Origin of the sequence: Collinsella sp. AF33-16, assembly GCF_003475325.1 — a bacterium.
GTDB lineage: Bacteria > Actinomycetota > Coriobacteriia > Coriobacteriales > Coriobacteriaceae > Collinsella.
Genome location: NZ_QRQC01000006.1, coordinates 23,228 through 48,393, shown reverse-complemented (window position 1 = coordinate 48,393; position 25,166 = coordinate 23,228). Strand labels below are relative to the sequence as shown.

Sequence of the window (25,166 nt, the reverse complement as noted above, 5' to 3'; positions counted from 1 at the left end):
CGATTTACTCCTCGTCGTCCTCGTCGTCCGAGAACAGGTCCAGACGGCTCACGAACAGGCCCTCCTTGCCCTCGCGCGCGGTAATGACCACGCGAGCGATGGCGAGCGAAATCTCGTAGAGCGAGAGCAGGGCGCCATACATGAGACCCAGCGTAACGGGCGAGCCGTCGGGCGTAATCACAGCCGAACCCACGAGCAGGCCTACGTACACGTAGCGCCAGGCGCTGCGGAAGGCCGCATAGGACACGATGTGGAAAACGGACAGGTAGAAGATGATGAGCGGCAGCTCAAACGCCACACCAAAGCCGATCATAAAGAGCAGCTCCATGTTGACGTAGTTCTCCAGGTCGGGCAGCGCCGTGGCGACGGCCGAAGTCTCGCCGATGAGCCACTCAAAGCCCGCCGGGATAATGATGAAGTAGCAGAAGATGGCGCCCAAGAAGAACAGCACCGTCGAGGCGAGCACCGTGGGTACGACCCATTTACGCTCGTTGGGGCGCAGTGCCGGCAGGAAAAATGCCAGAATCTGCCAGATGATCATGGGCGTGCACATGACCACGGCCATCTTGATGGCCAGCGAGAAGCGCAGGCCAAAACCGCCGAGCGTGGTGGTGATGTAGAACTTACCGTCCGGCACAAACGAGCGGATGGGATCCTCGAGGATATCGAGTACCACGGGCGTGGCAAAGTACAGCACGATGGCGGCGGCAAACACCGACACGACCACGATGGTCAGGCGGCGACGGAGCTCTCCCAGGTGATCGAAGAGCGGCATACGCGCAGGTCCGATAGGCATTACTCATCGCCTCCCTTCGGGGCATCGGCGGCAGCAGTGTCGTCCTCGGCCTCGAGCTCGCGAGCGAGCTGGTCGGCGACGGCTTTGCGCTTGCGGGGACGACGGGCGTAGAGGTCAGCCGTCGTGGGCTCTGCCGGCTCGGGCTCGGGCTCGGGCTCTGCAGCAGGCTCGGGCTCGACAGCGGCGGCGGGCTCTGCACTCTCGGCCTCCTCGGCAGCGGCCTCGCCCTCAGCGGCACCCTCGCTTGCAGCCTTCTCGGCAGCAAGGCGGGCACGGCGCTCGGCGAAGGTCTCCTTCTTTGCTGGCGCAGCCGTCTCGGCGGCTTCCTCGTCCGCATCGGAATCGTCGTCGGTCGCAGCGGCCTTCTTGGGCTTGACCGGCGCCGACGCGGCCTCGCTTACCGGATCGATAATCTCGGACTGAACAACGGCCGTCATCTTTTCCTGCGTCTCGCGGAACTGACGGATGGCACGGCCGATCGTGCGGCCCATCTGCGGGAGCTTATCCGGGCCAAACAGCAAAAAGCCGAAGACCACGATGATCGCGAGCTCACCCTCTCCAATACCAAACACACATACCTCCAAGGCTCGATGTGAGTCGAGCCCGCACCGCGCCATTCGGCCGGAACTCGTCTATTCATTCGGTCAAGTATAGCGCCCGGACGCCAAAACGTCCGAGCGCATCACAAACATATGCCAAACGGCACGCCCTTTTGGGGGCCAAGATTATGCAGCGGTGATCGAAATCTCCTGGTCGACACCCAACAGCTGAACCACGCGCATCACCGGAGGCTGCACATTGGTGCAGCTAAAGCGCTTACCGTGGTCGACCGCGTGGTGCACGGCGCCCACGAGCACGCCAATGCCCGTCGAATCGATGTAGCTCACCTGGGCAAAATCGAGCTCAACGGCCTCAGTGGGCTGCTCGAGCGCCAGGTCGATGGCATTGCGCAGGCTATCGGCGTTAGAGATATCGATCTCACCGGTCACCTTAATGGTGTAGAGCTCTGGCGTGGGGTTGGTGGAAATACCCAAATCCATGTATACGCTCCTTTACGTATCGAAAGTGCGGATAGTACTGGGCCGGACTTGCGGGGCCATACTCGCTAGGCGCGCTCGGCACGCGCAAGCTCGGCAGCGACGAGCTTGACGGCCAGCACCAGCACATCGAGCGCGGCCTCCAGGTCCTCGACCGTGGGATAGCTCGGCGCGATGCGGATGTTGGTGTCGCGCGGATCCTTGCCATAAGGCCAGGTGGCACCTGCCGGCGTGAGCTTGACGCCCAGGTCGGCGCAAAGCGCGGCGACCTTCTGGGCCGAGCCCTCGGGACCATCGAAGCTCACAAAGTAGCCGCCGCGGGGATGCGTCCAGGTGGCACAGCCCGTGTCGCCCAAGCCCTCGGTGAGCTTGCGCTCGACGGACTCAAAGCGCGGGCGCAGGAACTCGGCATGCTTTTTCATGTGCTCCTTGACCGCCTCGATGGTGGGAAGGAAGCGCACGTGACGCAGCTGGTTGAGCTTGTCGGCGCTGATGAGGCCGGCCTTCAGGCGCTTGGAGAACTCGGCGATGACCGCGGGGCTCGCACCGATAAAGCCGATGCCGGCGCCCGGGAAGGTGATCTTGGACGTCGAGGCAAAGGCCACCACGCGATCCTCGGTGCCCGCCGCGCGAGCGAGGTCAAAGATGTTTGCGAGCTCGTCGGTCTCGTCGTACAGGTCGTGCACGCAGTAGGCGTTGTCCCAGAAGATGCGGAAATCGGGCGCGGCCGTGGGCATCTCGACCAAGCGGCGCACAGTGTCCTCGCTAAAGGTGATGCCCGTGGGGTTGGAATACTTGGGCACGCACCAGATACCCTTGATGGAATCGTCGGCGGCAACCAGGCGCTCGATCTCGTCCATGTCGGGGCCGTTGTCGGTCATCGCGACGGGGACGTTCTCGATGCCCAGATCGGCGGTGATGCCAAAGTGGCGATCGTAGCCGGGAACAGGGCACAGGAACTTGACCTTCTTGCCGTCGTGCGCGGCCTCGTAGGCGTCCCAGGGCTCGCTGCCGCACGAGCCACAACGCCAGAACATGCCGGCGATGTCATGCTCGATCAAAAGGCTCGACGAACCCAGCACGAGCGTCTGCTCGGCGGGGCAGCCCAGGAACTCCCCTGCCAGCTTGCGTGCCGAGGGAATGCCCTCAAAGCAGCCGTAGTTGGAACAATCGACGTTGCCGTCGTGCAGATCGGCGTCGGCATTGAGGATATCGAGCATGGGGCGCGAGATGTCCACCTGGGAGGGCGACGGCTTGCCGCGGGCCATGTCGAGCGCCAGGCCCTTGGCCTTGACCTCGGCGACCTCGGCTTTGAGCGCCTCGATGGCGGCATCGAGTTCGGTGGTTTCCATCTTCTGGTAGATCGTCTGCATGGGTGCGACCTTTCGCGAAGCGGTACGTTGCAGTTCGTCTAAGTATAGACCGCCACCGCCGCAACGTTATGAAGCCGTGATAGATTAAGTTCATCGCAATCAATTACGAATCGCCGCGCATGCCGGCGTGGGGCGCCCAAGGAGGCACTATGGAGTACGGATCGTTTCAGGCCGAGGAATTCGGCGACTTGCAGCGCCTGGTCGACGGACTGTTTTACGACCGCCACGCCATCGACCGCCTGGATCTGATCGTACAGGCCGAAATCTTGGACCTGGCGCCCGACCTCATGGAGATCGTGAATCTTTTGCCGCCCGGCTACTACGACCGCCAGTCACTTTGCGACCAGCTCAACTCCGCCTTGGCCGCCCACGGCTGGGGCGCCGTCTACGGAACGGTGGAATAAGCCTCGAGGCCGGCGATTTGGCCCGCTTCCCGACCTTGGCGAGGCTTGTTTTAGAGCTTGTGGCCAAAAAAGGGCAAATATGAGTACTGTTACCTTTTTAGTAGCAGCGATTCTTGGTCGAAATCGGCAAAACTCGACTTGAAACTTCCTAATCACCGTCAGCTAGCGCCAAATTGGAAGTCGATGGTCACTCATTAACGTACAGTTCTTATAACTTTGTTCATTATTTTCCGCACCTAAAATGATACGCCGTTTGTGACAGTACTCACAAACGGCGTTTTTTTGACCACTGGCGTGTCTGGCAGGCGGCAAGCACCGCCCGAATCCGCATTTTGAACGCGCCCGAATCGGTTCTGGAGCCGGTTTTCGCGCTCTTACTCGTCTTTGGGCGAGGGATGCTTGCAGACCACGCTCATGTAGATCATGCCGAGCACGGCTGCGGTGACCGAACCGGCGAGAATAGCGGCCTTGGCTGCAAGAACCTCAAACTGGGCCGTCGGGAAAGCAAGGCCGCTGATGAGAATCGACATGGTAAAGCCGATACCGCCCAGAATGCCCACACCGGCGATCATGTGCCAGTTGACATTATGCGGCAACTCGGAAATCTTGAGTTTAACCAGGGCAAACGTCATGCCAAAGATACCGATCGGCTTGCCCAGCAGCATGCCAAAGTACACGCCGAGCGTCACCGGGTCGGTGAGCAGCGTGCTCATGTCCACGCCCACCAGGCGAACCTGCGCGTTCACGAACGCAAAGATCGGCAGGATCACGAAGTTGACCGGCGTGGAGATCAGACGCTCCATGCGGATGAGCGGCGGGGTCACGCGGTGCATGACGCGCTCGACCTTGGTGGTCGAGACGGTAAAGTCATGCTGGCCCAGGATGTGCGCCTCGTCGTCGTAGCGATCATCGAGCAGCGGCAGGCACTCGCCCAACCAATCGGTGAGGCTATCGAGCTTGACACCGCACTTGGCCGGGATGGTAAAGGCCAAGATGACACCAGCAAGCGTAGCGTGCACGCCGCTCTTGAACATGCAGAACCACAACAGCAGACCCAGTACCGAATACGGGGCAAGGCGGTAGTGCTGCGTCTTGTTGAGCCACACGAGCGCGCAGGTCACAAGCGCGGCGGCGCCCAACCAAAACGGATTGGGGCTCTGACCGTAGAAGATGGCGATGGCGGCGATGGAGATGAGGTCGTCGGCGATGGCGAGCGTCGAGAAGAACACGCGCACGCCGTTGGGCACGCGATTGCCCAAAAGCGACAGCACGCCCAGCGCAAAGGCAATATCGGTTGCCATGGGAATGGCCCAACCGCTGCGGGCGCCAGCATGGTTGAAGATCAAGTAGATGCAGGCGGGAACGACGACGCCGCCCACGGCCGCCAGCATGGGAAGCATAGCCTGGCGCGGGTTTTTGAGCTCGCCGACCGTCATCTCATACTTGAGCTCAATGCCCACCAGCAAAAAGAAAATCGCCATGAGGAAGTCGTTGACGAATAGCTCGACGGTGAGACCGGCCGTAAGGTTGCCCAGACCCACATACAGCGGGGTCTCCAAAAAGTGATGGATGGCCTCGTAGGCATCGGTATTGGCGCAAATGACGGCGGCGATGGCGGCGAAGACCATAACGGCGGCGGAAATCGTGCCGTTCTCGGCGATGCGCTCCCAAATGTCGTGGCGCTCAAAACGCTTGCGCTCACGAACGTTGAACAGCTGCTCAGTTGCTGCCATGGGCGGCTCCTTTCACGGGAAAGCTCCCGTCTTAAAAAAGCACGGCCCGCCCAAGTGGCGGCGCCGCGCTCTAACGTATTACGCTTGCATCTAGCCTACCCTGCACGACAAGCACGCAGGCATGGCCGAAAAGCGGAACCACAGGTTGAACATTATTTGTTCAACGGCACGGGCACGCCTGTCCAAAAGACGACGCGGCACCGTGCACAAAAAACGACCGGAGCGCGGGGCGTCCGCGATCCGGTCGTAGCGTTTGGTCAACTAAACCTAGCAGGCGGCCATGATGGGGGCAGCGACCTGCTTCTTACGGGAGAGGACACCCGGCATCCAGACGCCGTCGTGCTCGTCGGCAATGCCCAGGCCCTTCTGAGCGGCCTCAGTCTCGCCCTCGAGCAGGACCTGCGAGCCCTCCTCCATGATGTCAGTGATGCACAGGACGATGCCGTCAGCACCCTTCTCGGCGGCGTAGGCGCGCATGGCCTCGCGGATCTCGTCAATCATGCCAAGCGCACGGCTCTTGTCGACGGTCTCGTACTGGCCGATGAGCAGCTTCTTGCCGGCAGGCTCGAACATCTTGATGTCGTTGCCGACCATCTCGGCTGCGGTGAAGGAGCCGGACGGACGAGTGAGGAAGACCTCCATGCCAAACTTGACCGGGTCGACGCCCACCTGCTCGCCGAGCTTGGCGGCGACGGCGCGGTCGACATCGGTGGTGGTGGGGCTCTTGAGCATGAGCGTATCGGTCATCATGGCCGAGAGCAGCAGCTTGGCCTGGACATCGGAAAGCTCAACGCCGAGCACGCCGGCGAGCTTGGTGACGATGGTGCAGCTGGAACCCCAGGGTAGGCAGATGTAGTGCAGCGGGCCGGCGGTCTCGAAGTCGCCGATGCGGTGATGGTCGACAACGCCAAAGACCGTGGCGTCCTTAAGGCCGGCGACGGACTGGGCGGACTCGTTGTGGTCGGTGAGGACGACGAGCTGACCGGCCTCGACGGACTCGATCACGCGGGGCTCGGCGATGCCGGCGTCGGCGAGCAGCTTGGCGGACTCGGCCGGAAGCTGACCAAGGGCGCAGGCCTCGTAGGTGTTGCCGGCATACTCAACCTGGTTGAGCAGCTGGGACAGGACGACGGCGCTCATGATGGCGTCGTTATCGGGGTTCTGGTGACCAAAGACAAGAACGTTTGCCATGGATATCCTCCACTTGATATGTGTACTTGGACGTAGCTATGGTAGCACGCTGACGCCGAACCCTATGAGATGGAAGGGCCGCGGCACAAATTGGGGCAGGCACGGGGGCCAAGGCTGTCCCTTTTGCACCATGTTGGTGCAAAGTAACCTGTCCCCCTTGCACCAGCTATTTACCGGCGGCGCGCAGGGCTACGTAGGCGGCACCGATGATGCCGGCGTCGTTTCCGAGCGAAGCGACATTGATGGGTGTCTCGCGCGAGGCGGAAAGCGCGTACTGCTTAAAGTGCTCGCGAACCTTGTCGAGGTAGACATCGGCCGAGGCGGAGGCGCCGCCGCCGATGAGGAACATCTCGGGATCAACCACGTTGGCAATAAGCGCCAGTGCGCGGCCGAGATAGTCGGCCATGGTATCGGCCGCGGCAAGCGCGAGCTTGTCACCCTCGCGGCAGGCCTGGAACACGTCCTTGGAATCGGAGGGGCCGGTGAGCTCGATGGGCTCGACGCCCGCCTTCTTGCACTCGGCAAGGTAGTTGCTCACCACGCCGGTGGCGCTGGAATACTGCTCCAGGTGGCCATGGCCGCCACAGCCACAGGTGCGCTCCTCGGCCGGGTTCAGGCACATGTGGCCAATCTCGCCGCCGGCGCCCACAACACCCGATACCACGTCGCCGTTAACGATAACGCCGCCGCCCACGCCGGTACCGATGGTGACCATCACCACGTTCTGCACGCCCTTGGCAGAGCCGAGCCAGGCCTCGCCCATGGCAGCGGCGTTGGCATCGTTCTCGTACTTAACGACCGCGTCGGGGCAGTGCTCCTGAATGGCGACTCTCAGCTCGGGCAGGTTAATGGCAATGTTGGCCTTGACCTTGGCATCGCCCGATGCCGGGATGGGGCACGGAACGGCCAGACCAATGCCCGCCACAAAGGCACGCGGAATCTGAGCCTTGGCGACCACCTGGTCGATAGCCTCGGTCACCGCGGCAAAGCCCGCGGCGTCAACGATAGGAGGCGTAGGCACGCTGGCCTTGGCCAGCAGGTTGCCGTCCTCGTCGAACAGACCCTCCTTGACCGAAGTGCCGCCGACGTCAATGCCGATGTAGTACTGCTTAGGTTCCATGGGAGCCCACCTTTCTCGTTTAAACATTGCCAGTATGGTACCGCTCCCAAGGCAAAAACCTACCAAAAAGGGACAGGTTTGTTTTGGCAGGTTTTATCTGGGGAAACGCAATTAACCGCTCAACAGACCGCGCAAGACCATCCCCAAAAAAAGGCGCCGGGAGGCGGAGACTCCCGGCGCCCGTCAAAGGGGCTCTGTTGTCTGTTGGACCGCACGGTCCGTCGCGGCGATAACGCCGACTAGGCCTTAAGTGCCTGCAGCTGCTTGTGGATCTCGATGAGCTCCGTCGCCATGACGCGCATGGTCTCGGTGCCTGCCATCTGGTCCTCGGCATGCAGCAGAATCAGCGGGGCCTCGCCGTTACGCTCGCCGTTGGCCTCCTTTTTAAGGAGCCCCATATGGACATCGTGGCCACCGTTATAGGCCTCGTCGCCCTGCTTGATAAGCTCCTCGGCAGCGTCAAAATCGCCCTCCTTGGCCTTTTGCACGGCATTGATGTACATGCTCTTGGCGGTACCGACGTAGCTGATGATCTCGAAGCAGGTCATCTGCAACTCGTTCATATCCTCCATGCGGAGCACCTAGCCCATCACGCTGACGCAGTGGTCGATGATGCCGGCAGCGTTCATGCGGCCATAGTCGACCATGTTGATGACCTCGACCGGGAAACGACCGGCGGCCTCCTTCTCAAAATCGCCCTTGGTGTAGCCGATCTGCGGGCCAAGCAACAACATGTCGCACTCGTCCAGGTGATCGTGGGCCTCGTTCATGGGACGAGCCTCGATCTCGATATCCAGACCACGGTTTGCAACCTCGGCCTGCATCTTCTGGACCAGCAGGCTCGTGGACATACCGGCATTGCAGCAGAGCATGATCTTCTTCATGGTTTCCTCCTTATAACTGCGCGGCGCGCAGACGACGACTGGTTTTATTCCTTGCGGCTATTGTGCCCAACCCCTGCGTCTTTACACAAGGGAGAGAGCTGCGGGCACCGGCACCGCGTACCGGCGCCCGCAGCGGTGAAAGGGACGAACGTTAGGCGTTCTACTCGGCGAGAGCCTCCTGCTTGGCGATTGCCTTCTCGGAAATCTTCATAAAGGGCAGGTAGACGGCCATGCCAATGACAATCTCGAGAGCCTGCCACACGCCGGCGCGCCAGTCAAAGCCCGTAGCGAGCAGGGCATTGATGACGGGAGGCATAGTCCAGGGCACCTGGGCGATGCAGGGGCTGATGATGCCTGCGCAGGTAAGGCCATAGGTGATGCCGATGAACAGATCGGGAAGAAGGACAAACGGAATCATGAGCGGCAGGTTGTACACGATGGGGTAACCGTAGATAACCGGCTCGTTGATGTTGAACAGACCAGGCAGGATAGCCATCTTGGAAACGGTCTCGGAAGCCTTGTTCTTGGAGAACAGGAGCGTGTCGAGCAGAAGCATGAGGGTGCAGCCCGAGCCGCCGATGAGGGCGAAGCTGTTAACGATCTGCATGTTCATGTAGTGATCGGGCTGGATGGTGCCACCGGCGGCAAAGGTAGCCATGTTGTCGACGATGAGCATGGTCAGGATCGGCTCGACGGTAGCGCCAGAGATGGTGGACTGGTGAATACCGACGCAGAACAGCAGGTTAGCAAGGGTGTAGATGAGGATAACAGCCCACGGACCGGCGTTCATGATGCTCTTGAGCGGGTTGGAGATGCACGTGGAGATGATGGTGCACAGATCGGTGCCGGCGCACACGGCGAGCAGGGCTGCGGCAAGAGCGAAGATCGCGAGGTTGAGCAGCATCGGGATCATGACGTTGAAGGAGTTGGAGACCGCGGGAGGCACGCCCTCGCCCAGCTTAACCTTGAGCTTCTCGACGCCAGAAATCTTGATGAAGAGCGAGACGGAAAGCAGGGCGATGATAATAGCCGAGAACAGACCGTTGGTGCCGGTGTTGGCAGTCGAAAGGGCGCCCGTGACCTCGGCGGAGGTGATCTTGTCGGTGAGCAGCGGGCTCGTGGCGGCAAGCGTGGCGGTGACCTGCTGCGGCATCATGATGACGAAAGCAGAGATAGCGACGACCACGCAAGCAAGCGGGTTATCGAAACGCTTGTTCTTAGCGAGGCTGTAGCCAATCAATCCGGCCAAGATAATGGCAGAGACGTTGAGGGTGCCCAGCGTAATTGCCGAACCCCACGTCTGAAGATTGGCAAGGCCCGCCGCATCGAGCGGGAACAGGGGGAACACGACGTTGTTAATAAGAACCGCGATACCCGCAAGGATATAGAGCGGCGTGATGGTCGCGAAGGCGTCACGCAGGGAACGCAGGTGAACCTGGTTTCCCACCTTCGCAGAGACCTCGGCAAACTTGTCGAGGAAGCTCTTTCCGTTGTCACTGGCCATGATTGCTCCTAACTTTCAAATCCGGCCTTTTCCTATGCGCACGGTGGTCTGTCGCCCTCTGCCACCAGATGTGCCATGTGTTGCGCGCGGCGGCGCGCGGTCTGGGCGTTCGCCCGATCGCTAATCAACCACGTGGGTCGTGGCGACCTGTTTGAGCCAGGCCGCCGACTTCTTAAGACGGCGCTTATAACCATCCATCAAATCGACCTCGACAAAGCCATAGCGATTCTTAAAGGCGTTCGCCCAAGACCAGTTATCGATGACGGCCCAATAATGGTATCCGCGGCACTTGGCGCCCTCGGCAATTGCCTTGGCAACCCACTCCAGGTGTTGACGTACAAAGTCGACGCGGTAGTCATCCTGGATGGTTCCTTCGGCGTCACGGTTCTTGTATTCGTCCATGATGCCGATGCCGTTCTCGGAAACGAACCACTCAAGATCGGGGTAGTTCTTGGCGCAGTCCATGCCAAAGTCGTAGAGGCCCTGCGGGTAGATCTCCCAGCCGCGGCTCTCGTTCATAACGGCGTCGGGCCACACGTACTCGTCGGCAAAGTGCGGCAGGCCGTACTGGTCAATCTTGCTCGCCGGCGCCTGAACGCGCGTGGGGTGGTAGTAGTTGCAGCCGAGCCAGTCGACAACACCCTGCTTAAGAATCTCTTGGTCGCCGGCGCGGAACGGGAGCTTAACGCCGCCCTCGGCCAGGCTTTCGAGCACGTCGGCAGGGAGCTCGCCCTTGGTAATGAGGTCAAGCCACCAGCGGTTGTTGATGCCGCTGGTCATACGCACGGCCTCGAGGTCTGCCTCGCTGGGGTTCTCCTTGGTGTAGACCGGGGTAAAGCAGTTGATCATGCCGATCTTGGCATCGGCGCGAATAGCGCCCTCGTCATAGGCGCGACGATAGTTGGCCACGGCCAGCGCGTGCGCCAGCGAGATGTGATACTGCACGGTGCGGGCGCGGTTGAAGTCGTGGAGCTGCGGGAACCACACACCCTCCTGATAGCGCTGCTCGGGCTCGACGATGGGCTCGTTAAAGGTGAACCAGTACTTAATCTCCTGGCCAAACTCGTGGAAGGCGACGTCGGCGTAATGCGCGTAAGCCTCGACGACCTCACGGCTCTCCCAGCCGCCGCGGTTAAAGAGGTAGGTGGGCATGTCAAAGTGGTACAAGTTGACAAACGGCTCCAGGCCGGCCTCGCGAGAGGCGCGGAACAGCTCGTGATACCATGCAGCGCCCTCCCCATTAAGGTTGCCGTCGGCATCGAGCAGACGACTCCACTGGATGGAAGTGCGATAGGTATTCAGGCCCAAGTCCTTCAAAATGCGAAAGTCTTCCTGGTACTTGGCCATAAAGTCATTGCCGGCATAAGAGCCAACGCAGTTGTAGAACGAACCCAGATCCTGGATGGACCAGGTGTCCCACAGGTTCTCGAGCTTGCCGCCCTGGTTCCACTGACCCTCAGTCTGCGGGCCGGACATAGCAGCGCCAAAAAAGAAGTCACGGGGCAGCTGATACTGTGCCATCAAAGTCCTCGCTTTCGTGTTCTAGAGCTTCCGGTTGGAGACGGGTTTGCTTTGGCAGGTTATCCGGCGCGGGCGCGCACCGGTCATACCGATATCCAACCCGCCAAAACAAAGCCGTCCCCAAACAGTACAAGGAAACGCCAATGCATCTCGCTTGTTGTCTGTAACTATAGCGCTCTAATTTTCTATGTAAAGCGTCTTTTTCATTTTTCTTTATCGAACTTCTTTCATGAAAGCCATATGGATGCTTTCTAAGTAGGTATACTTTCTAAATATCGACGCAAATATGAAGGGAGGATTGCATGATTCCCAAATACGAGGCGATAGCTGCAGATATCCGTCGAAGCATCGAGGACGGCGCACTTAAACCGGGCGATAAGTTGCCCACCGTCGTTGAGTTCTGTGAGCTCTATGGCGTTTCCAAAATCACCGTCAAACGAGCGATTGAGCAGATCACCGAGGAAGGCCTTATTACCAGCCGGCGCGGATCGGGCACCTACGTCAAGGACACGGCGGGACTTCCCGGCCAGGTGTTTTTTCAAGGCAAGAACGACCGTGCCCAGGGCTTTTCGTATGAGCACCGCGGGGAAAAGGTGACCTCGGTGGTCTACGATTTCTCGATCGTCAATCCGCCGGCAGAGGTTGCGACCCAGCTGGGAATGGCCGAGGATGACTTCGCCTATCACATCGTGCGCGTGCGCCAGGTCGACGAGAAGCCCATCGTCATCGAGTACACCTATATGCCGCTCGAACTGATCCCGGGCCTTAAAAAGAAGGACCTGTACGGATCGGTCTACGGCTTTATCCGCGAGCAATGCGGGCTGAAGATTTCGAGCTTCCATCGCACCATTCGCGCTGTCGCGGCAACTGAGGAAGAGGCTGAGCGCCTGGATACCAAACCCGGCTCTCCCCTGCTCGAACTCAACCAGATTGGCTTCTTGGATAGCGGCACCGCGTTTGAATATTCTATCTCGCACAACGTAGGCGACCGCTTTGAGCTGCACAACGTAACGCTGGCCTAGTTTTGCAATCCGGTGGGTGCTCGTTTTGAGCTGTCTTACGCGGCACCCGCACAACCTTATGGGAGTATGCACATGTCCGACTTGATTAAACTGACGCCGATCTTCCACGAGAAGATCTGGGGCGGCCGCCAGCTCGAAACCGTATTTGGTTACGACATTCCCGAGGGCCCCATCGGTGAGTGCTGGGCCATCTCGGCCCACCCCAACGGCGACTGCCAGATCGCGGAGGGCCCGTACGCCGGTCACACGCTGTCATGGCTGTGGGCCGAGCACCGTGAGCTCTTTGGCAACTGCGAGGGCAAGGAGTTCCCGCTGCTCATTAAGATTCTGGACGCCAAGGACGACCTTTCAATCCAGATTCATCCCAACGACGAATACGCTGCGAAGCACGAGAACGGCAGCCTGGGCAAGACCGAGTGCTGGTATGTGCTGGACTGCGAGCCCGGCGCCACGATCATCGTCGGACAACGCGCTAAGGATCGCGCTGAGGCCGCACTGATGATCAAGGACGGCCGCTGGGACGACATGCTCAACGTGCTGCCGATCCACAAGGGCGACTTTTTCCAGATTGATTCCGGTACCGTGCACGCCATCAAGACCGGCACGCTCATTTTGGAGACGCAGCAGTCGAGCGATGTGACCTATCGCCTGTACGACTACGACCGCCCCGGCACCGACGGCAAGCTGCGCCCTCTGCACATTGAGCAGAGCCTCGACTGCATCGATTTTGATGTCCAGGCTCCGACCGACGGCACCGTGACCGCGCCCGAGGTCGACGGCGTGACTGAGCTCGAGTCCAACCCCTGCTACACCGTCGATCGCGTTCGCGTCGACGGCAGCAAAACCCTCGACCAGCGCTGGCCCTTCATGTGCCTGTCAGTCATCGACGGCGAAGGCACCGTCTGCGGCGACCCCGTCCACAAGGGAAGCCACCTGCTAGCCCCCAGCACCGTTAGCTCCATTGACCTCGAAGGCAAGATGGAACTGATCGTCAGCCACCTCTAGGTCGCAATAACAACCAAAACGAAACAAGGGGCTCCCCCGTCCATGCACGGGAGAGCCCCTACTCACATCTATTTTTCTATCAGCCCACCCGGCTCTCCAGACCAAAAAGCGAACGAGCAAAGCGACGTTCGCAAGCTGCAGGCTAAAACGCCACAAGGAAGAGGGCGCGTCGGGGGCTTTGGTCGATCGCGAGTTCCGCACGAGCCGGAGAGCACTTAATGTGCTCTCCGTGCGAGCAGGACTGTCCGAGCAGGCGACCAAAGCCCCCGGAGCGCCCGGTCAACCTCGCAGTTAGGCATTCAGCTTAACGATCGGTGCAAAGCCCTTCATCAGCTTTTTGGTCTGGCCGGTCTTTTCGAATTGAACCTCAATCATGTCTCCCGCGACCGAGATCACGGTACCCGTGCCAAAGGTCTTGTGACTCACGGTATCGCCCGCGGCAAAGTCCTGCGATGCACTGGCGCGATCGACCTTGCGTTCCACCGTCGGCGACACCTTGGACGATGGCTTTTTGGCTCGCGGCGCACCCGAACCAAAGGTCGAGGCAACACGGCCGGCGTCGGGCGAGACCCCGCGATGACGCTCGGTCCCGTAGCTGCTGCCGCCAAAGAAATCGTCGAAGCTCGATCCACCACGCGAGGCGGAACCGCCCGTCGAGCGCGTATGAGAGCCAAACACCTTGCCGCCGTACATATCCGAGCCCATGCCCGAGCCAAAGGTGCCATGACGGTCGCCGCGCTTCTCCCAGCCCGTGCCCTCAAAACCGGCAGAACCGATACCGCTAAACTCGATGTCCTCAAACGGAATCTCGTTGAGGAAGCGCGAGCGCGGGTTGGCAGAGGTCGAGCCGTAGGTGCGACGCGTAGCGGCATAGGTCAAGAACAGGCGCTTACGGGCGCGTGTGATAGCGACGTAGGCCAAGCGGCGCTCCTCCTCGAGCTTACCCGGGTCATCGCTGCCGCCAAAGTCGTGCACGTGCGGGAAGATGCCCTCCTCCATGCCGGCCACGAACACCGCCGGGAACTCCAGGCCCTTGGCGGAGTGGATGGTCATCATGGTAATGGCGTGCGTCTCGCCGGCCAGGGAATCCAAGTCGGAGCGCAGGGCCAGCCACTCCATGAGTGCCGGTAGCGCCTTACAGGTGAGCGGACCGTAGGTACGCTCGATCTCGTCGGCATGCACAGCGCCCGCCGGCAGCTCCGTCGGCGTGGCATACGCGTTGCCCGCGATGGCGGCGGCCAAGGCATCCTGCGGCGAGAGCGCCGGGACGGCTAGGCTATCGAGCGGATTGGAACCTGCGGCATCGCGCGCGCCGACGAGCGCCTCAAACGAGGATACCGGTGCAGACGGCCCCGGTTCGGGCGCGGGCGCGCTCACCACGACGGGCTCGGGCTCGGCGCCGGCAGGCACGTCGGCAACACCGGCTGCGCGCAGCTCTTCTAGGCTCTCGAGCGTACCCTCGATATCCTCGTGCGTCTCCTCAAATTCGGCAGCGACGCCCAGGAATTCCTGGATGTTCTCGGCGCGGCTCTCGGACTCCATGGTGCCCTCGGCGCGGAACGCCTGCAGCAGGCCCGTCTTGTCGACAATCATCTCGACGACGTCCTTGAGCTCGCCGTCCATGCGGCGGCCCTCGCGCACCAGCGCCACAAAACTCGACAGGCCGTTGCGCACCTTCGCGCTAAACATGCCCGTCTCGGCTGTTGCGATCTCGCAGGCCTGGAAGAACGAGCAACGGTTGCCGCGCGCAAGCTGCTCGATCTTTTGGATCGAGGTGGAGCCGATGCCGCGACGCGGCGTGTTGATGACGCGCTTGACGCTCATCTCGTCTGCCGGGTTCACGATCATCTTGAGGTAGGCCATGACGTCGCGGATCTCGGCACGGTCGAAGAATCGCGTGCCGCCCACAATCTTGTAGGGCACGCCCGCGCGCAGGAACATATCTTCGAGAATACGCGACTGGGCGTTGGTGCGATAGAACACAGCGATGTCGTCGTAGCTCGTGCCCTTGGAGTGCAGCTTTTCGATCTCGCCGGCAATCCAGCGGCCCTCGTCGCGCTCATCGCTTGCCTGGAAGGCCTGGATCTTCTCGCCGTCGCCCTCGGCCGTAAACAGGCGCTTGTCCTTGCGTTGCGAGTTGTGACGCACCACGGCGTTGGCGGCGCTCAGGATATGACCCGTGGAGCGGTAGTTCTGCTCCAGCTTGACGGTCTTGCAGTTTTTAAAGTCCTTCTCAAAGTCCAGGATGTTGGTGATGTCGGCGCCACGCCAGCTGTAAATGGACTGGTCATCGTCGCCTACGACCATGAGGTTTTGGTACTTGGCGGCCAGCAGGTTGGCGATCTCGTACTGGACGTGGTTGGTGTCCTGATACTCGTCGACGCTAATGTAGCGGAAGCGCTCCTGGTACTTGTCGAGCACCTCGGGGCGGGTGCGCAGCAGCTCGAGCGCGCGTACGAGCAGGTCGTCGAAGTCCATCGCGTTGGCGGCGCGCAGGCGGCGCTCCAGCTCCAAGTAGACCTGCGCGGCCTTTTTGTCGTTGGGGCTATCGGCGGACTTGAGCATATCCTCGGGACCGATCATGGCGTTTTTGGCCGAGCTGATCTTGCTGCGGATCATGTTGATGGGGAACTGCTTTTGCTCGATGCCGAGCGCCTGCATAATATCGCGCACCATGCGCTTTGAGTCGTCGTCATCGTAGATGGTGAACTGCCCGGTGTAGCCCAGCAGATCGGCGTCCTCGCGCAGCATACGCACGCACATGGCGTGGAACGTGCACACCCACATGCCGCGGGTGCCGCTGGGAATGAGCGCCGCCAGACGCTCGCGCATCTCTGCCGCGGCCTTGTTGGTAAACGTAATGGCAAGAACCTGCCAAGGCTTAACGCCCAGGTCGCCGAGCATATGTGCGATGCGGAAGGTCAAAACGCGGGTCTTGCCCGAGCCGGCGCCGGCGAGGACCAGCAACGGACCCTCGGTGGTGAGCACCGCCTCGCGCTGGGCGGGATTAAGGCTGTCGATGTCGACAAACGGCTTTGCGGGCGCAGGAGCCGGCGCGGGAGCGTCGTAGATGTCGAGCGGGACGAGTTCGGGCTCCGGCGCAGCGGGGGCGACGTATACATCGAGCGGCACGGGTTCCGGCGCGGGAGGCACGGGTACCGTGGTGTTCTTTTCCCAGGGCAAGGGCTGGGTCATGGGCGACTCCTCATCTGACGGACGGCGCGCCTGCGGGCAGCGCCATAGTTTGAGCCGTACCAGTATACCGAGCCGCGCGGACACCAACGCAAATCACACCACGACTCCGTCCGCCACTGTCAGGCCTGCCCCAGCGGATTTGGTGTAATGGGGTCAGGTTAATCTGCACCACCGGAGGGATAGAATATCTACCGCTCCTACCCACCCCACATCGCAGGAGGGCCGTTGTGAAACACAAGGTGCTCTATTACATGGTCGACGGCTCGACCGAAGCTGGTCAAGCGGTGCTCGACACAATCGAAGGCGGCGACCAAATTGATCTGGTTGGCTGCGCGCACAAGCCCAATGTCTGCCCCACCGCCGAGCAGTTGGTCGGCTGCGAGGGCTTTGTCGGCGAGTTCGGTCCCATCGACGATGCGTGTGCCGACGACATGGCCGCCGTGGGGATACGCATCGTTTCGAATATGTCCATCGGCGTGAACCACGTTGCTGTCGACCGCTTGGCCTCACACGGCATCACCGTCACCAACTGCCCCGGATACTGCTCGGAAGACGTCGCTCAGCATACTATTGCCTTGATGCTTGACCTGATGAGACAGGTTACGTTTCTCAACTGCGACGTGCGGACTGGCGTTTGGAATCCACTGGGCGGGTATACCATGCACCGCACGCAGGGCCGCACGTTGGGGCTCGTCTTTTTTGGCAGCATCGCGCGTGCCGTGGTGCCTATCGCGCAGGCACTCGGCATGAAGGTGCTGGTGTGGGCGCCAACCAAGAGCGCAGAAGAGCTTGCCGCCGCCGGTTGTATCAAAGCGCAAACGCTCGACGAATTGCTTGGGGCCTCCGATATCGTCAGCCTTCATTGCCCGTTGATTCCGGAGACCGAAACGCTAATTGGCAAGCGCGAACTTGCGCGTATGAAACCAACGGCATTTTTGATTAACACGGCCCGGGGACCCATTGTGGACGAAAATGCCCTAGTCGCCGCGCTGGACGAGGGTATTGCCAGCAGTGGCACACGCGGCATTTGCGGCGCTGCGCTCGACGTGCTCGCCGACGAGACCGCGCCCAACCAGGCCTTGATCGCCCACCCGCGCTGCATCGTCACACCCCACTGCGCCTACAGCACGCAGGAGGCCTACAACACCGTCCGTCATATGTCGCTTCAGGCCGTAGTGGACAAGCTCATCTTTAACCGCAAGCCCCAGCACACCGTGGCCTGAATGCGGCAAAGGGACAGTCCCTTTACCGCATTCGGCATTATCCTCAAACCGCCACCAACATTTTTCGAGTTGTGCGGCCTTTTCCACTGGCTCCACGCAAGGGTTGCTGAAATAACTTGAGTGCCTTTGTCCTATTTTGGGAATATTCTCGCGAATTTACGCATATAACTCACAGTAGCAAACACTACTGTGAATGCTGATGGTACCAAGATGGCGTTTTTTGTCAGCTAGAGACCTCCGAGAGGCCGCACAACTCGATTTTTGTTGGCGACCAGGAAGGACAGTCGACTCATTCGCCCAGATCACCATCTCCCACTGCGATTGATGAAAAGGTTTCAGGCTATTCTGAACCAAGTTGGTGCAAAATTACCTGACCCCTTTTACCTAGCCCCTTGACAAAGAGGGCGGCATAGACCTTTTGGTCATGCCACCCCCTTTGAATGACAAGTTGTCGTCCTGACCGCCGCGCAGCGTCGACTAAGTTAGAGGCCGAGCATCGGCTCCAGGACAAAGAAGTACGCAAGCACTACGATGCCCAGGACAATGCGATACACGCCGAAGCACTTAAAGTCATGACGGCGGACGAAGCCCATAAGCCACTTGATGGCAATGAGCGACACCGCAAAGGCGACGACGCAACCCACGCCCAGGATGGCAATCTCGTTGGCGCCAAACGTGCCGCCCTTAATAAAGTACTTGACCAGCTTGAGCGCACTCGCGCCAAACATAACGGGAATGGCCAGGAAGAACGTGAACTTAGACGCCACCGAGCGCGTGCAGCCCAGCAGCAGGCCGCCGATGATGGTGGAGCCAGAGCGCGACGTACCCGGCACCAGCGAGAGCACCTGGAAGCAACCGATACCCAGTGCGGTCTTCCAGCTCAGGTCCTCGAGCGTAGCGATGGAACCAAAGTCCAGGTTATCGTCATCGTCGTCTGCAGCAGCAACCGCAGCGGGCGCGGCAAAGTGTGCGCCAGCGGGACGTCCACCCGACGCCGCGGCACGCGAACCAAACGAACCGGCAACGGCCATTTCCTCGCGCTTGCTCGCGCGCCAGTTCTCAATCACGATAAACAGCACACCGTACACAATGAGTGCCAGCGCCACGACGGGAGCATTATAGAAATGCTCCTCCATCCAGTCGTTAAGCGGCAGACCGATCGCCGCGGCGGGAATGCAGCCGAGCACAATCTTGCCCCACAACACCCAGGTGTCGCGACGACCCTCCTTGCCCTTGCTGGGTGAGAACGGATTGAGCTCATGGAAGAACAGGACGCAGACGGCCAAAATGGCGCCAAGCTGAATCACGACCAGGAACATATTCCAGAACGTCTCGCTCACGTTCATCTTGACGAACTCGTCCACCAAGATCATGTGACCGGTCGACGAAACAGGCAGCCATTCGGTGATGCCCTCGACCAGGCCCATAAAGGCAGATTTTAAAAGCTCGATGATATCCAAAGGGACCCCCTCGTTAGACACCCGCCGATATTGTTCTGCGGACGGTGCGGGCGATGTCCCATTATCAACCGTTGGCGGCGCGCCTGCGCCTACCCTTACCAAAAAACTCGCCCGTTCACAGAATTGCGAGCGGTCAAACCCAAATCCTTGGGTATAACTGCAACAAGATAAAGTGTCCGGCGGCCAACGCGCCCGCGCCCGCCCGATGCACGAGCCCCGCGCCCGTGCGATAGACCAAGGAGGAAACCATGAACGAGGGCTACACCAAGGTATTTGTTTCACTCGACGGTACTGAACAGCAGGATTTTGTGCTCGCACGCGCCATCAAGGTCGCCGCGAACAACGGCGCCAAGCTAATCATCGGCCACGTTATCGATTCCACGGCGCTCGAGAGCGCCGGTTCCTATCCGGTCGATCTGGTCAACGGCCTAGAGGAGGCATTTAAGAACTCCATCGCCAAGCAGCTCGAGGAGGCCAAGGCCAATCCCGACATTCCCGAGGTCGAGGTCATGATTCGCGCCGGCCGCATTCGCGAGACGCTCAAGGACGAGATGCTCGACGTGGTTAAGCCCGACCTGGTGCTCTGCGGCGCACGCGGCCTGTCCTCGATCAAGTATGCGCTCCTGGGCTCGATTTCGACGTTCCTGCTGCGCAATACCGATTGCGACATTCTGGTCGTGAAGTAGCGTTGCTCCCACCGGCCGCGGGGCCTACGGGGTTTCCTAAGGGCACGTCCTCGCCGCGTTGCGGCTGCGGGATGTGCCCTTAGGAAACCCCTCCCGGCCCCGCGGCCTTCGCAGCCTTACTTCAGCGTGTTGGCTGATAAGAAAGATGGCGTGCCGCCCCGATCGGGGCGGCACGTTTTTTATGGCACGTTTTTTGTTATGGGAGATTCATTTGAGCCTCATAGTTATGTTCACGTTCGGGAACATAGCGCCAGTTGCCTCAGCTAAGTTCATGTTCGGGAACATAGCCATCCGCACCGCAAGACGGCCCGACTACTCAAAGTATTGGAACTTGTTCGTCGAGAAGGCAAACGTTACGACAAAGCCTTCGCCGGGGTCGGAGGCTGCGGTAACGTCGATGCCCATCTTGGAGCACAGGCGCGCCACCAGGTAGAGGCCGATGCCCGTTGCGTGCTTGGTGGTGCGGCCGTTGTCGCCGGTAAAGCCCTTCTCGAACACGCGTGGCAGGTCTGCCGTGCACACGCCGCAGCCGTTATCGGCAACGGTAAGCTCAATGCGCTCGCTCGCCAGGCCCTCGTCCAACAACGCGCCCGAAAACACGATCTTCGCGCCGTCCTCGCGCGCATATTTAATGCTGTTCTGAATGAGCTGGCCCAGGATAAACTCGAGCCACTTCTCGTCGGTAAAGACCTCGAAGTCGAGGTTCTCACACACCGGAGCCACGTGCGCCGCAATGAGCTCGCGCGCGTTGGCCTTAATCGCACCCGTCACCAAGGTCTTGAGATCCCAGCGGCGAATCAGGTAGTCGCGTTCCACGACTTCCGAGCGCGCATAGTACAGCGCTTGGTCGATATAGCGTTCCACGCGAGCCAGCTCACGGCCCAGGTCATCCACACGCGACAGGTCGTCTTCGCTGCCGTCCAGGTTTTCCAAAATTAGATGGGCCGCCGCCAGGGGCAGCTTGGCCTCATGGACCCAGCTCTCGATATAGTCGCGATAGTCATCGGTCTGACGCCGGCCTTCGGCAACCTCGTCGCAGGCAGCTTTGCCCACCCGGCGCAAGACCTCGTACTCGAGCTCGCCCTCGGCATAGGTCGGGCATTGCACCATCTCCTGCACCCATACGGGGCTCTCCAGCTCCTCTGCCGCACGCTCCAGCTGGCGCAGAAAACGACGACGGCGCGCGTACTCGATCACGATGCCGAGCATACCAAAGATAAAGGACACGCCGACCGCCACGACCACAATAGATGTCGAAGCACCGGCGACCGTCAGCACAAAGCAGCTCAGCAGCACGCCGCACGCCCACACGGCGACGGGAAGCAGCGCATCTTTAAAGAATTTGCCAAACGACATAGCCGACCCCTAGACCGAATAGCCTTGGCCGCGGTGCGTTGTCAAATACCCCTTGATGCCGATTTTTTCGAGCGTAGTACGCAGGCGGTTGATGTTGACGGTGAGCGTGTTGTCGTCCACGAAGGCGTCGGAGTCCCACAGGTCCTGCATGATGGCCGAGCGCGAAACGATCTTGCCCGCGCGGCTCAGAAGCAGCGAGAGGATACGCAGTTCGTTTTTGGTGAGCTCGGTGCTGGTACCGGTTTGCGTATTGGTGACCATGGAGCGAGCGAGATCGAGCTCCAGCCCCTTGTGGACGAGCGTGCCGCGCTCGCCCGCCGCCGCGGTGCGACGCAGCAGTGCGTTGATGCGCGCCACGAGCACGCGCGCGCTGTAGGGCTTGGGAACAAAGTCGTCCGCGCCGAGCGTCATAGCCATGACCTCGTCGATCTCGGTCGTGCGCGACGTGAGAACGATGATGGGGACCTCGGATTCGCGACGGACCTCATGACAGATGTGCTGGCCGTCTTTGACAGGAAGCGTGAGGTCGAGCAGCACCAGGTCGGGCGCGGCAGCGAGAATATCGCGCGAGACGTGCTCAAACGATTCGCAGGCCTCGACCTCAAAACCGGCACGGGCAAGGATGTCGGCAAGCTCGCGACGAATGGGCTCGTCGTCCTCAACGATATAGATCAGCGCCATGGATTCCGTTCCCCTCTTAGTTGCCTTACAGCCATTATCGCCGCGAAGTCGCCGGCACGCGCCTCGCGCGGCAACAAGGTGACAGAACTGTTCGCGAACGAAAGGTCCGACTCGCCCTCGCTCGCAACGGGTGCGGGGATCAAATGATTATAAAATCCCCGTCCCAGAAAAATCATTTAGCGGCGGGCGCGGAGCTTTTCGTAGCCGTCGGCAAAAAAGGCGACCGTCGCTGCATCGGACTCGGCGGCGTCGGCATCGGCAGCGGGAACCACGCCGTGCTCGTCGCTCACCAGAAACAAAGCGCCCTTGAGCTGCGCGGGAATGTCTACGCGCGTGACCGAGATGCCCTTGGTCTGGGCCAGCTGCTCGATGAGCGTCGCCGTGCCGCACAGGAACTCGTCCGCCGGCGCCACAAAGGCGAGCTCGCCGTTGTTGACGGCGGCGAGCAGCTCGGGCGCCACACCAGTTTCGTCAGCCTCGGAGCGGGCCTCGGCAGAGCGGGCACGCAGCGCCTTGGCCGACGTATCGGCGAGCGGCTCGTACTCCCCCACCGTCATGGCGGCGTTGCCGTTGATGTCGATCACCAGCATGAGCACGCCGTCGCGTGCGGTGTAGTCGCCTTCGGCAAGCGACCACTCAACGTGCTGCTTGGCCCAGCTGAGCATGTTATGGGTAAGCGGCTCGCCCTGCACCAGGCGCTCGGATAGCGCACGGATGTGGCGGTTGAGCATGGGCACCTTTTTGTTGGACATGCGCCAACGGCAGATAAGCGCGGGCTTGTCGAGCGTAAACTTCTCGACCGCCTCCTGATTGGCGCAAAAGTCCTCGTACGCACGCTGATCCTCGGCATTGCCAAACAGCTCGGCATCATCAATCTGGGGCATGGTCATACCTTTCGTGTTAGTCATTCCGTCCTCTTATACCAAAAAGACGGCCCTCCAAACGGAGCGGCCGTCTTTTGCAGAGATTATTTTAGAAGCGAGGCCAGTCCAAGGGACGAGATAACATCCCATCCTCCCCAGTCAACCTAACAGGTCGGCGAGGGTTGCCCAGGTGCCGCAGATTGCCGTGAAAGAGGAGCGACGCGTACTTGGGTACGCGAGCGACGAATGAACGGCAAGGTGCGGTGGCTGGGCAAGCCGCAGCGCCACCTCCCTACTTAATGGCGGAAGTGGCGGGCGCCCGTGAAGACCATCGCAATACCATGCTCGTTGCAGGCCTGGATGCTCTCGTCATCGCGCTTGGAGCCGCCGGGCTGGATGATGCAGGTCACGCCGTGTGCGGCAAGCACGTCGACGTTGTCGCGGAACGGGAAGAACGCGTCGCTTGCGCAGGCAAAGCCGCCCTTCTCCACGCCCTCGCGCTCGCAGAAGTCCTCGGCGCGCTCGCAGGCAAGCAGCGCAGAGTCAACGCGGTTGGGCTGACCGGGGCCCATGCCAATGCCGGCCTTGCCCTTGGAGACCAGGATGGCGTTGGACTTGACGCCCTTGCAGACCTTCCAGGCAAACTCGAGCTCGGCCATCTCGGCATCGGTGGGCTTGCGGTCGGTGGGGAACGTAAAGGTCGCGGGGTCCTCGATCACGTGGTCGACCTCCTGCACCAGCATGCCGCCGTCGATGGAGCGCAGCTCCACCTTGGCGCCGTGGTCCACGCCGCCGGTAGCCAGCACGCGCAGGTTGGGGCGCTTGGCCATGCGCTCGAGCGCCTCGGCGGTGTAGCTCGGGGCGATGATAACCTCGACGAACTGCTTGTTCTGATCGGCAAAGTGCTCAACCAGCTCAAAGGGGACCTCGCGGTTGCAGGCGATGATGCCGCCGAAGGCGCTCTTGGGATCGCAGGCAAAGGCGCGGTCGTAAGCAGCCGTGATGTCCTCGGCAACGGCGGAGCCGCAGGGGTTCTGATGCTTGAGGATCACGCAGGCCGGCTCGTCGAACTCGCGCACCAGGTTCCAAGCGGCATCGGCGTCCAGATAGTTGTTGTAGCTGAGCGGCTTGCCTTGAATCTGCTCGGAGCCCACGAGCGGGAACTGCGAGCTCGCGGTGTTCTCGCAGCCCTCGGCAAAGCGGTAGACCGTAGCCTTCTGCTGAGGATTCTCACCATAGCGCAGGTCGTCGACCTTCTCCAACGAGATCTCGAGCTTGGCAGAGGTGTCCGCCACGTCGCTTGCCTGGGCGGCAAGCCAACGGGAGATAGCCGTGTCGTAGGCGGCGGTAGTCTGGTAGACCTTCACCTGCAGGCGACGACGGGTGGAAAGCGTGGTGCAGCCACCGGTCTCGCGCATCTCGGCCAGGACGGCATCATAGTCGGCCGGGTCGGAGATGACGGTAACGCTCGCGGCGTTCTTGGCGGCAGAGCGCAACATGGAGGGGCCACCGATGTCGATGTGCTCGATGGCATCCGCAAAGGTGACCTCGGGGTTGGCGACGGTCTTCTCGAACTCGTACAGGTTGACGACGACCAGGTCGATCAGCTTAATGCCGTGCTGGGCGGCCTCCTGCATGTGCTGCTCGGAATCGCGGCGGGCCAGCAGCGCGCCGTGAACCTTGGGGTGCAGGGTCTTAACGCGGCCGTCCATCATCTCGGGATAGCCCGTGAACTCCTCGATGGGGGTTACGGGAACGCCCGCGTCCTCGATGGCACGAGCCGTGCCGCCCGTAGAGATGATCTCGACGCCAAAGTCATCGACCAGCGTCCGTGCGAAATCGACGACACCCGTCTTATCGGTAACCGAGATCAACGCGCGTGCGATCTTCACATCAGATCCCATGCAGTCCTCCTGTCTGATACGCCGCCGTGCTCTGTGAGTCGGTGATACGTCGATCTGCAGCGCTCGCGCAGCGGCATTGAAAATACTGATTCAATGTAGCGCATCGAGCGCGACGTTGCATCCCGCAACGCACGGCTGTGCAGAAAAAGTTTGCGAGCGGGGGGATGGGCACGGCACCGGGCACGGTGAGTTCATGGAACACAGGGGC

Annotated in this window: 22 protein-coding genes; 5 read left to right on the top strand and 17 right to left on the bottom strand. The window is 60.8% G+C overall.

All coding sequences use genetic code 11. The features are described 5' to 3' along the window. Window positions 1-4: 4 nt before the first annotated feature. From tatC to DWZ52_RS03380, 4 genes are all read right to left on the bottom strand, one after another. Window positions 5-796: a twin-arginine translocase subunit TatC gene (tatC, locus tag DWZ52_RS03395; RefSeq protein WP_055285525.1), complete on the bottom strand. Its 792-nt coding sequence runs from the start codon at window positions 794-796 to the stop codon at window positions 5-7. Continuing rightward, complete coding sequence (locus tag DWZ52_RS03390) at window positions 796-1,368, bottom strand: twin-arginine translocase TatA/TatE family subunit (RefSeq protein WP_158549333.1); 573 nt, start codon at window positions 1,366-1,368, stop codon at window positions 796-798. Before DWZ52_RS03390 ends, tatC begins: the two co-directional genes overlap by 1 nt. A 153-nt stretch (window positions 1,369-1,521) precedes the next feature. Next, window positions 1,522-1,836 (bottom strand): STAS domain-containing protein, encoded by a 315-nt coding sequence (locus DWZ52_RS03385; RefSeq protein ID WP_117640383.1) that lies wholly within the window; start codon window positions 1,834-1,836, stop codon window positions 1,522-1,524. Window positions 1,837-1,901: 65 nt separating this feature from the next. Further along, window positions 1,902-3,206 carry an aminotransferase class I/II-fold pyridoxal phosphate-dependent enzyme gene (locus DWZ52_RS03380; protein ID WP_117637072.1) on the bottom strand — a complete coding sequence of 435 codons (1,305 nt, stop codon included), beginning with the start codon at window positions 3,204-3,206 and terminating at the stop codon, window positions 1,902-1,904. A gap of 149 nt (window positions 3,207-3,355) precedes the next feature. On the opposite strand from DWZ52_RS03380, the gene DWZ52_RS03375 reads away from it, so the two are divergent. Continuing rightward, complete coding sequence (locus tag DWZ52_RS03375) at window positions 3,356-3,610, top strand: hypothetical protein (RefSeq protein WP_022093864.1); 255 nt, start codon at window positions 3,356-3,358, stop codon at window positions 3,608-3,610. Between the two features lie 374 nt (window positions 3,611-3,984). Here the strand turns inward: DWZ52_RS03375 and nhaA are convergent, their stop codons facing one another. The 7 genes from nhaA to DWZ52_RS03340 form a co-directional block, all read right to left on the bottom strand. Then, complete coding sequence (gene nhaA / locus DWZ52_RS03370; protein ID WP_117640384.1) at window positions 3,985-5,343, bottom strand: Na+/H+ antiporter NhaA; 1,359 nt, start codon at window positions 5,341-5,343, stop codon at window positions 3,985-3,987. 267 nt (window positions 5,344-5,610) lie between these two features. Beyond that, window positions 5,611-6,534: a manganese-dependent inorganic pyrophosphatase gene (locus tag DWZ52_RS03365; RefSeq protein WP_006235927.1), complete on the bottom strand. Its 924-nt coding sequence runs from the start codon at window positions 6,532-6,534 to the stop codon at window positions 5,611-5,613. Between the two features lie 166 nt (window positions 6,535-6,700). Beyond that, a complete protein-coding gene (locus DWZ52_RS03360; RefSeq protein ID WP_233508985.1) occupies window positions 6,701-7,654 on the bottom strand; it encodes an ROK family protein in 954 nt (317 codons plus the stop codon). 239 nt (window positions 7,655-7,893) lie between these two features. After that, window positions 7,894-8,226: a PTS lactose/cellobiose transporter subunit IIA gene (locus DWZ52_RS03355; RefSeq protein ID WP_199411192.1), complete on the bottom strand. Its 333-nt coding sequence runs from the start codon at window positions 8,224-8,226 to the stop codon at window positions 7,894-7,896. 9 nt (window positions 8,227-8,235) lie between these two features. Further along, on the bottom strand, window positions 8,236-8,538 hold the full coding sequence (locus DWZ52_RS03350; RefSeq protein WP_055285538.1) for a PTS sugar transporter subunit IIB: 303 nt from the start codon (window positions 8,536-8,538) through the stop codon (window positions 8,236-8,238). Window positions 8,539-8,698: 160 nt separating this feature from the next. Next, the gene (locus tag DWZ52_RS03345) at window positions 8,699-10,042 is read right to left on the bottom strand and encodes a PTS sugar transporter subunit IIC (protein WP_117716272.1); all 1,344 of its coding nucleotides are present in this window, start codon (window positions 10,040-10,042) and stop codon (window positions 8,699-8,701) included. 120 nt (window positions 10,043-10,162) lie between these two features. Beyond that, window positions 10,163-11,563 carry a glycoside hydrolase family 1 protein gene (locus DWZ52_RS03340; RefSeq protein WP_117716271.1) on the bottom strand — a complete coding sequence of 467 codons (1,401 nt, stop codon included), beginning with the start codon at window positions 11,561-11,563 and terminating at the stop codon, window positions 10,163-10,165. A gap of 302 nt (window positions 11,564-11,865) precedes the next feature. Here DWZ52_RS03340 and DWZ52_RS03335 point away from each other — a divergent pair, with 302 nt between their 5' ends. Together DWZ52_RS03335 and manA are read left to right on the top strand one after the other, a co-directional pair. Then, the gene (locus tag DWZ52_RS03335) at window positions 11,866-12,585 is read left to right on the top strand and encodes a GntR family transcriptional regulator (RefSeq protein WP_117637077.1); all 720 of its coding nucleotides are present in this window, start codon (window positions 11,866-11,868) and stop codon (window positions 12,583-12,585) included. A 72-nt stretch (window positions 12,586-12,657) separates the two neighbouring features. Then, window positions 12,658-13,590 (top strand): mannose-6-phosphate isomerase, class I, encoded by a 933-nt coding sequence (gene manA, locus DWZ52_RS03330; protein ID WP_369831831.1) that lies wholly within the window; start codon window positions 12,658-12,660, stop codon window positions 13,588-13,590. Window positions 13,591-13,881: 291 nt separating this feature from the next. Here manA and DWZ52_RS03325 read toward each other — a convergent pair whose 3' ends face one another. Continuing rightward, entirely contained in the window at window positions 13,882-16,785 is a 2,904-nt protein-coding gene (locus tag DWZ52_RS03325) for an ATP-dependent helicase (protein ID WP_118384907.1), read from the bottom strand. A gap of 227 nt (window positions 16,786-17,012) precedes the next feature. On the opposite strand from DWZ52_RS03325, the gene DWZ52_RS03320 reads away from it, so the two are divergent. Then, window positions 17,013-18,008, top strand: a complete 996-nt coding sequence (locus tag DWZ52_RS03320; protein WP_117648344.1) for an NAD(P)-dependent oxidoreductase — start codon at window positions 17,013-17,015, stop codon at window positions 18,006-18,008. Window positions 18,009-18,490: 482 nt separating this feature from the next. On the opposite strand, the gene DWZ52_RS03315 is transcribed toward DWZ52_RS03320, so the two are convergent. Then, entirely contained in the window at window positions 18,491-19,468 is a 978-nt protein-coding gene (locus DWZ52_RS03315; RefSeq protein ID WP_117716268.1) for an undecaprenyl-diphosphate phosphatase, read from the bottom strand. Between the two features lie 248 nt (window positions 19,469-19,716). Here DWZ52_RS03315 and DWZ52_RS03310 point away from each other — a divergent pair, with 248 nt between their 5' ends. Then, window positions 19,717-20,154, top strand: coding sequence for a universal stress protein (locus DWZ52_RS03310; protein WP_006235921.1), 438 nt, complete (start codon window positions 19,717-19,719; stop codon window positions 20,152-20,154). Window positions 20,155-20,466: 312 nt separating this feature from the next. On the opposite strand, the gene DWZ52_RS03305 is transcribed toward DWZ52_RS03310, so the two are convergent. The 4 genes from DWZ52_RS03305 to purH form a co-directional block, all read right to left on the bottom strand. Beyond that, complete coding sequence (locus tag DWZ52_RS03305; protein WP_117716267.1) at window positions 20,467-21,510, bottom strand: sensor histidine kinase; 1,044 nt, start codon at window positions 21,508-21,510, stop codon at window positions 20,467-20,469. Window positions 21,511-21,519: 9 nt separating this feature from the next. Continuing rightward, complete coding sequence (locus DWZ52_RS03300) at window positions 21,520-22,191, bottom strand: response regulator transcription factor (RefSeq protein WP_117629944.1); 672 nt, start codon at window positions 22,189-22,191, stop codon at window positions 21,520-21,522. 176 nt (window positions 22,192-22,367) lie between these two features. Then, complete coding sequence (locus tag DWZ52_RS03295) at window positions 22,368-23,099, bottom strand: hypothetical protein (protein ID WP_117629945.1); 732 nt, start codon at window positions 23,097-23,099, stop codon at window positions 22,368-22,370. 251 nt (window positions 23,100-23,350) lie between these two features. Beyond that, on the bottom strand, window positions 23,351-24,958 hold the full coding sequence (gene purH / locus DWZ52_RS03290) for a bifunctional phosphoribosylaminoimidazolecarboxamide formyltransferase/IMP cyclohydrolase (RefSeq protein WP_117716266.1): 1,608 nt from the start codon (window positions 24,956-24,958) through the stop codon (window positions 23,351-23,353). Between the last annotated feature and the right edge of the window lie 208 nt (window positions 24,959-25,166).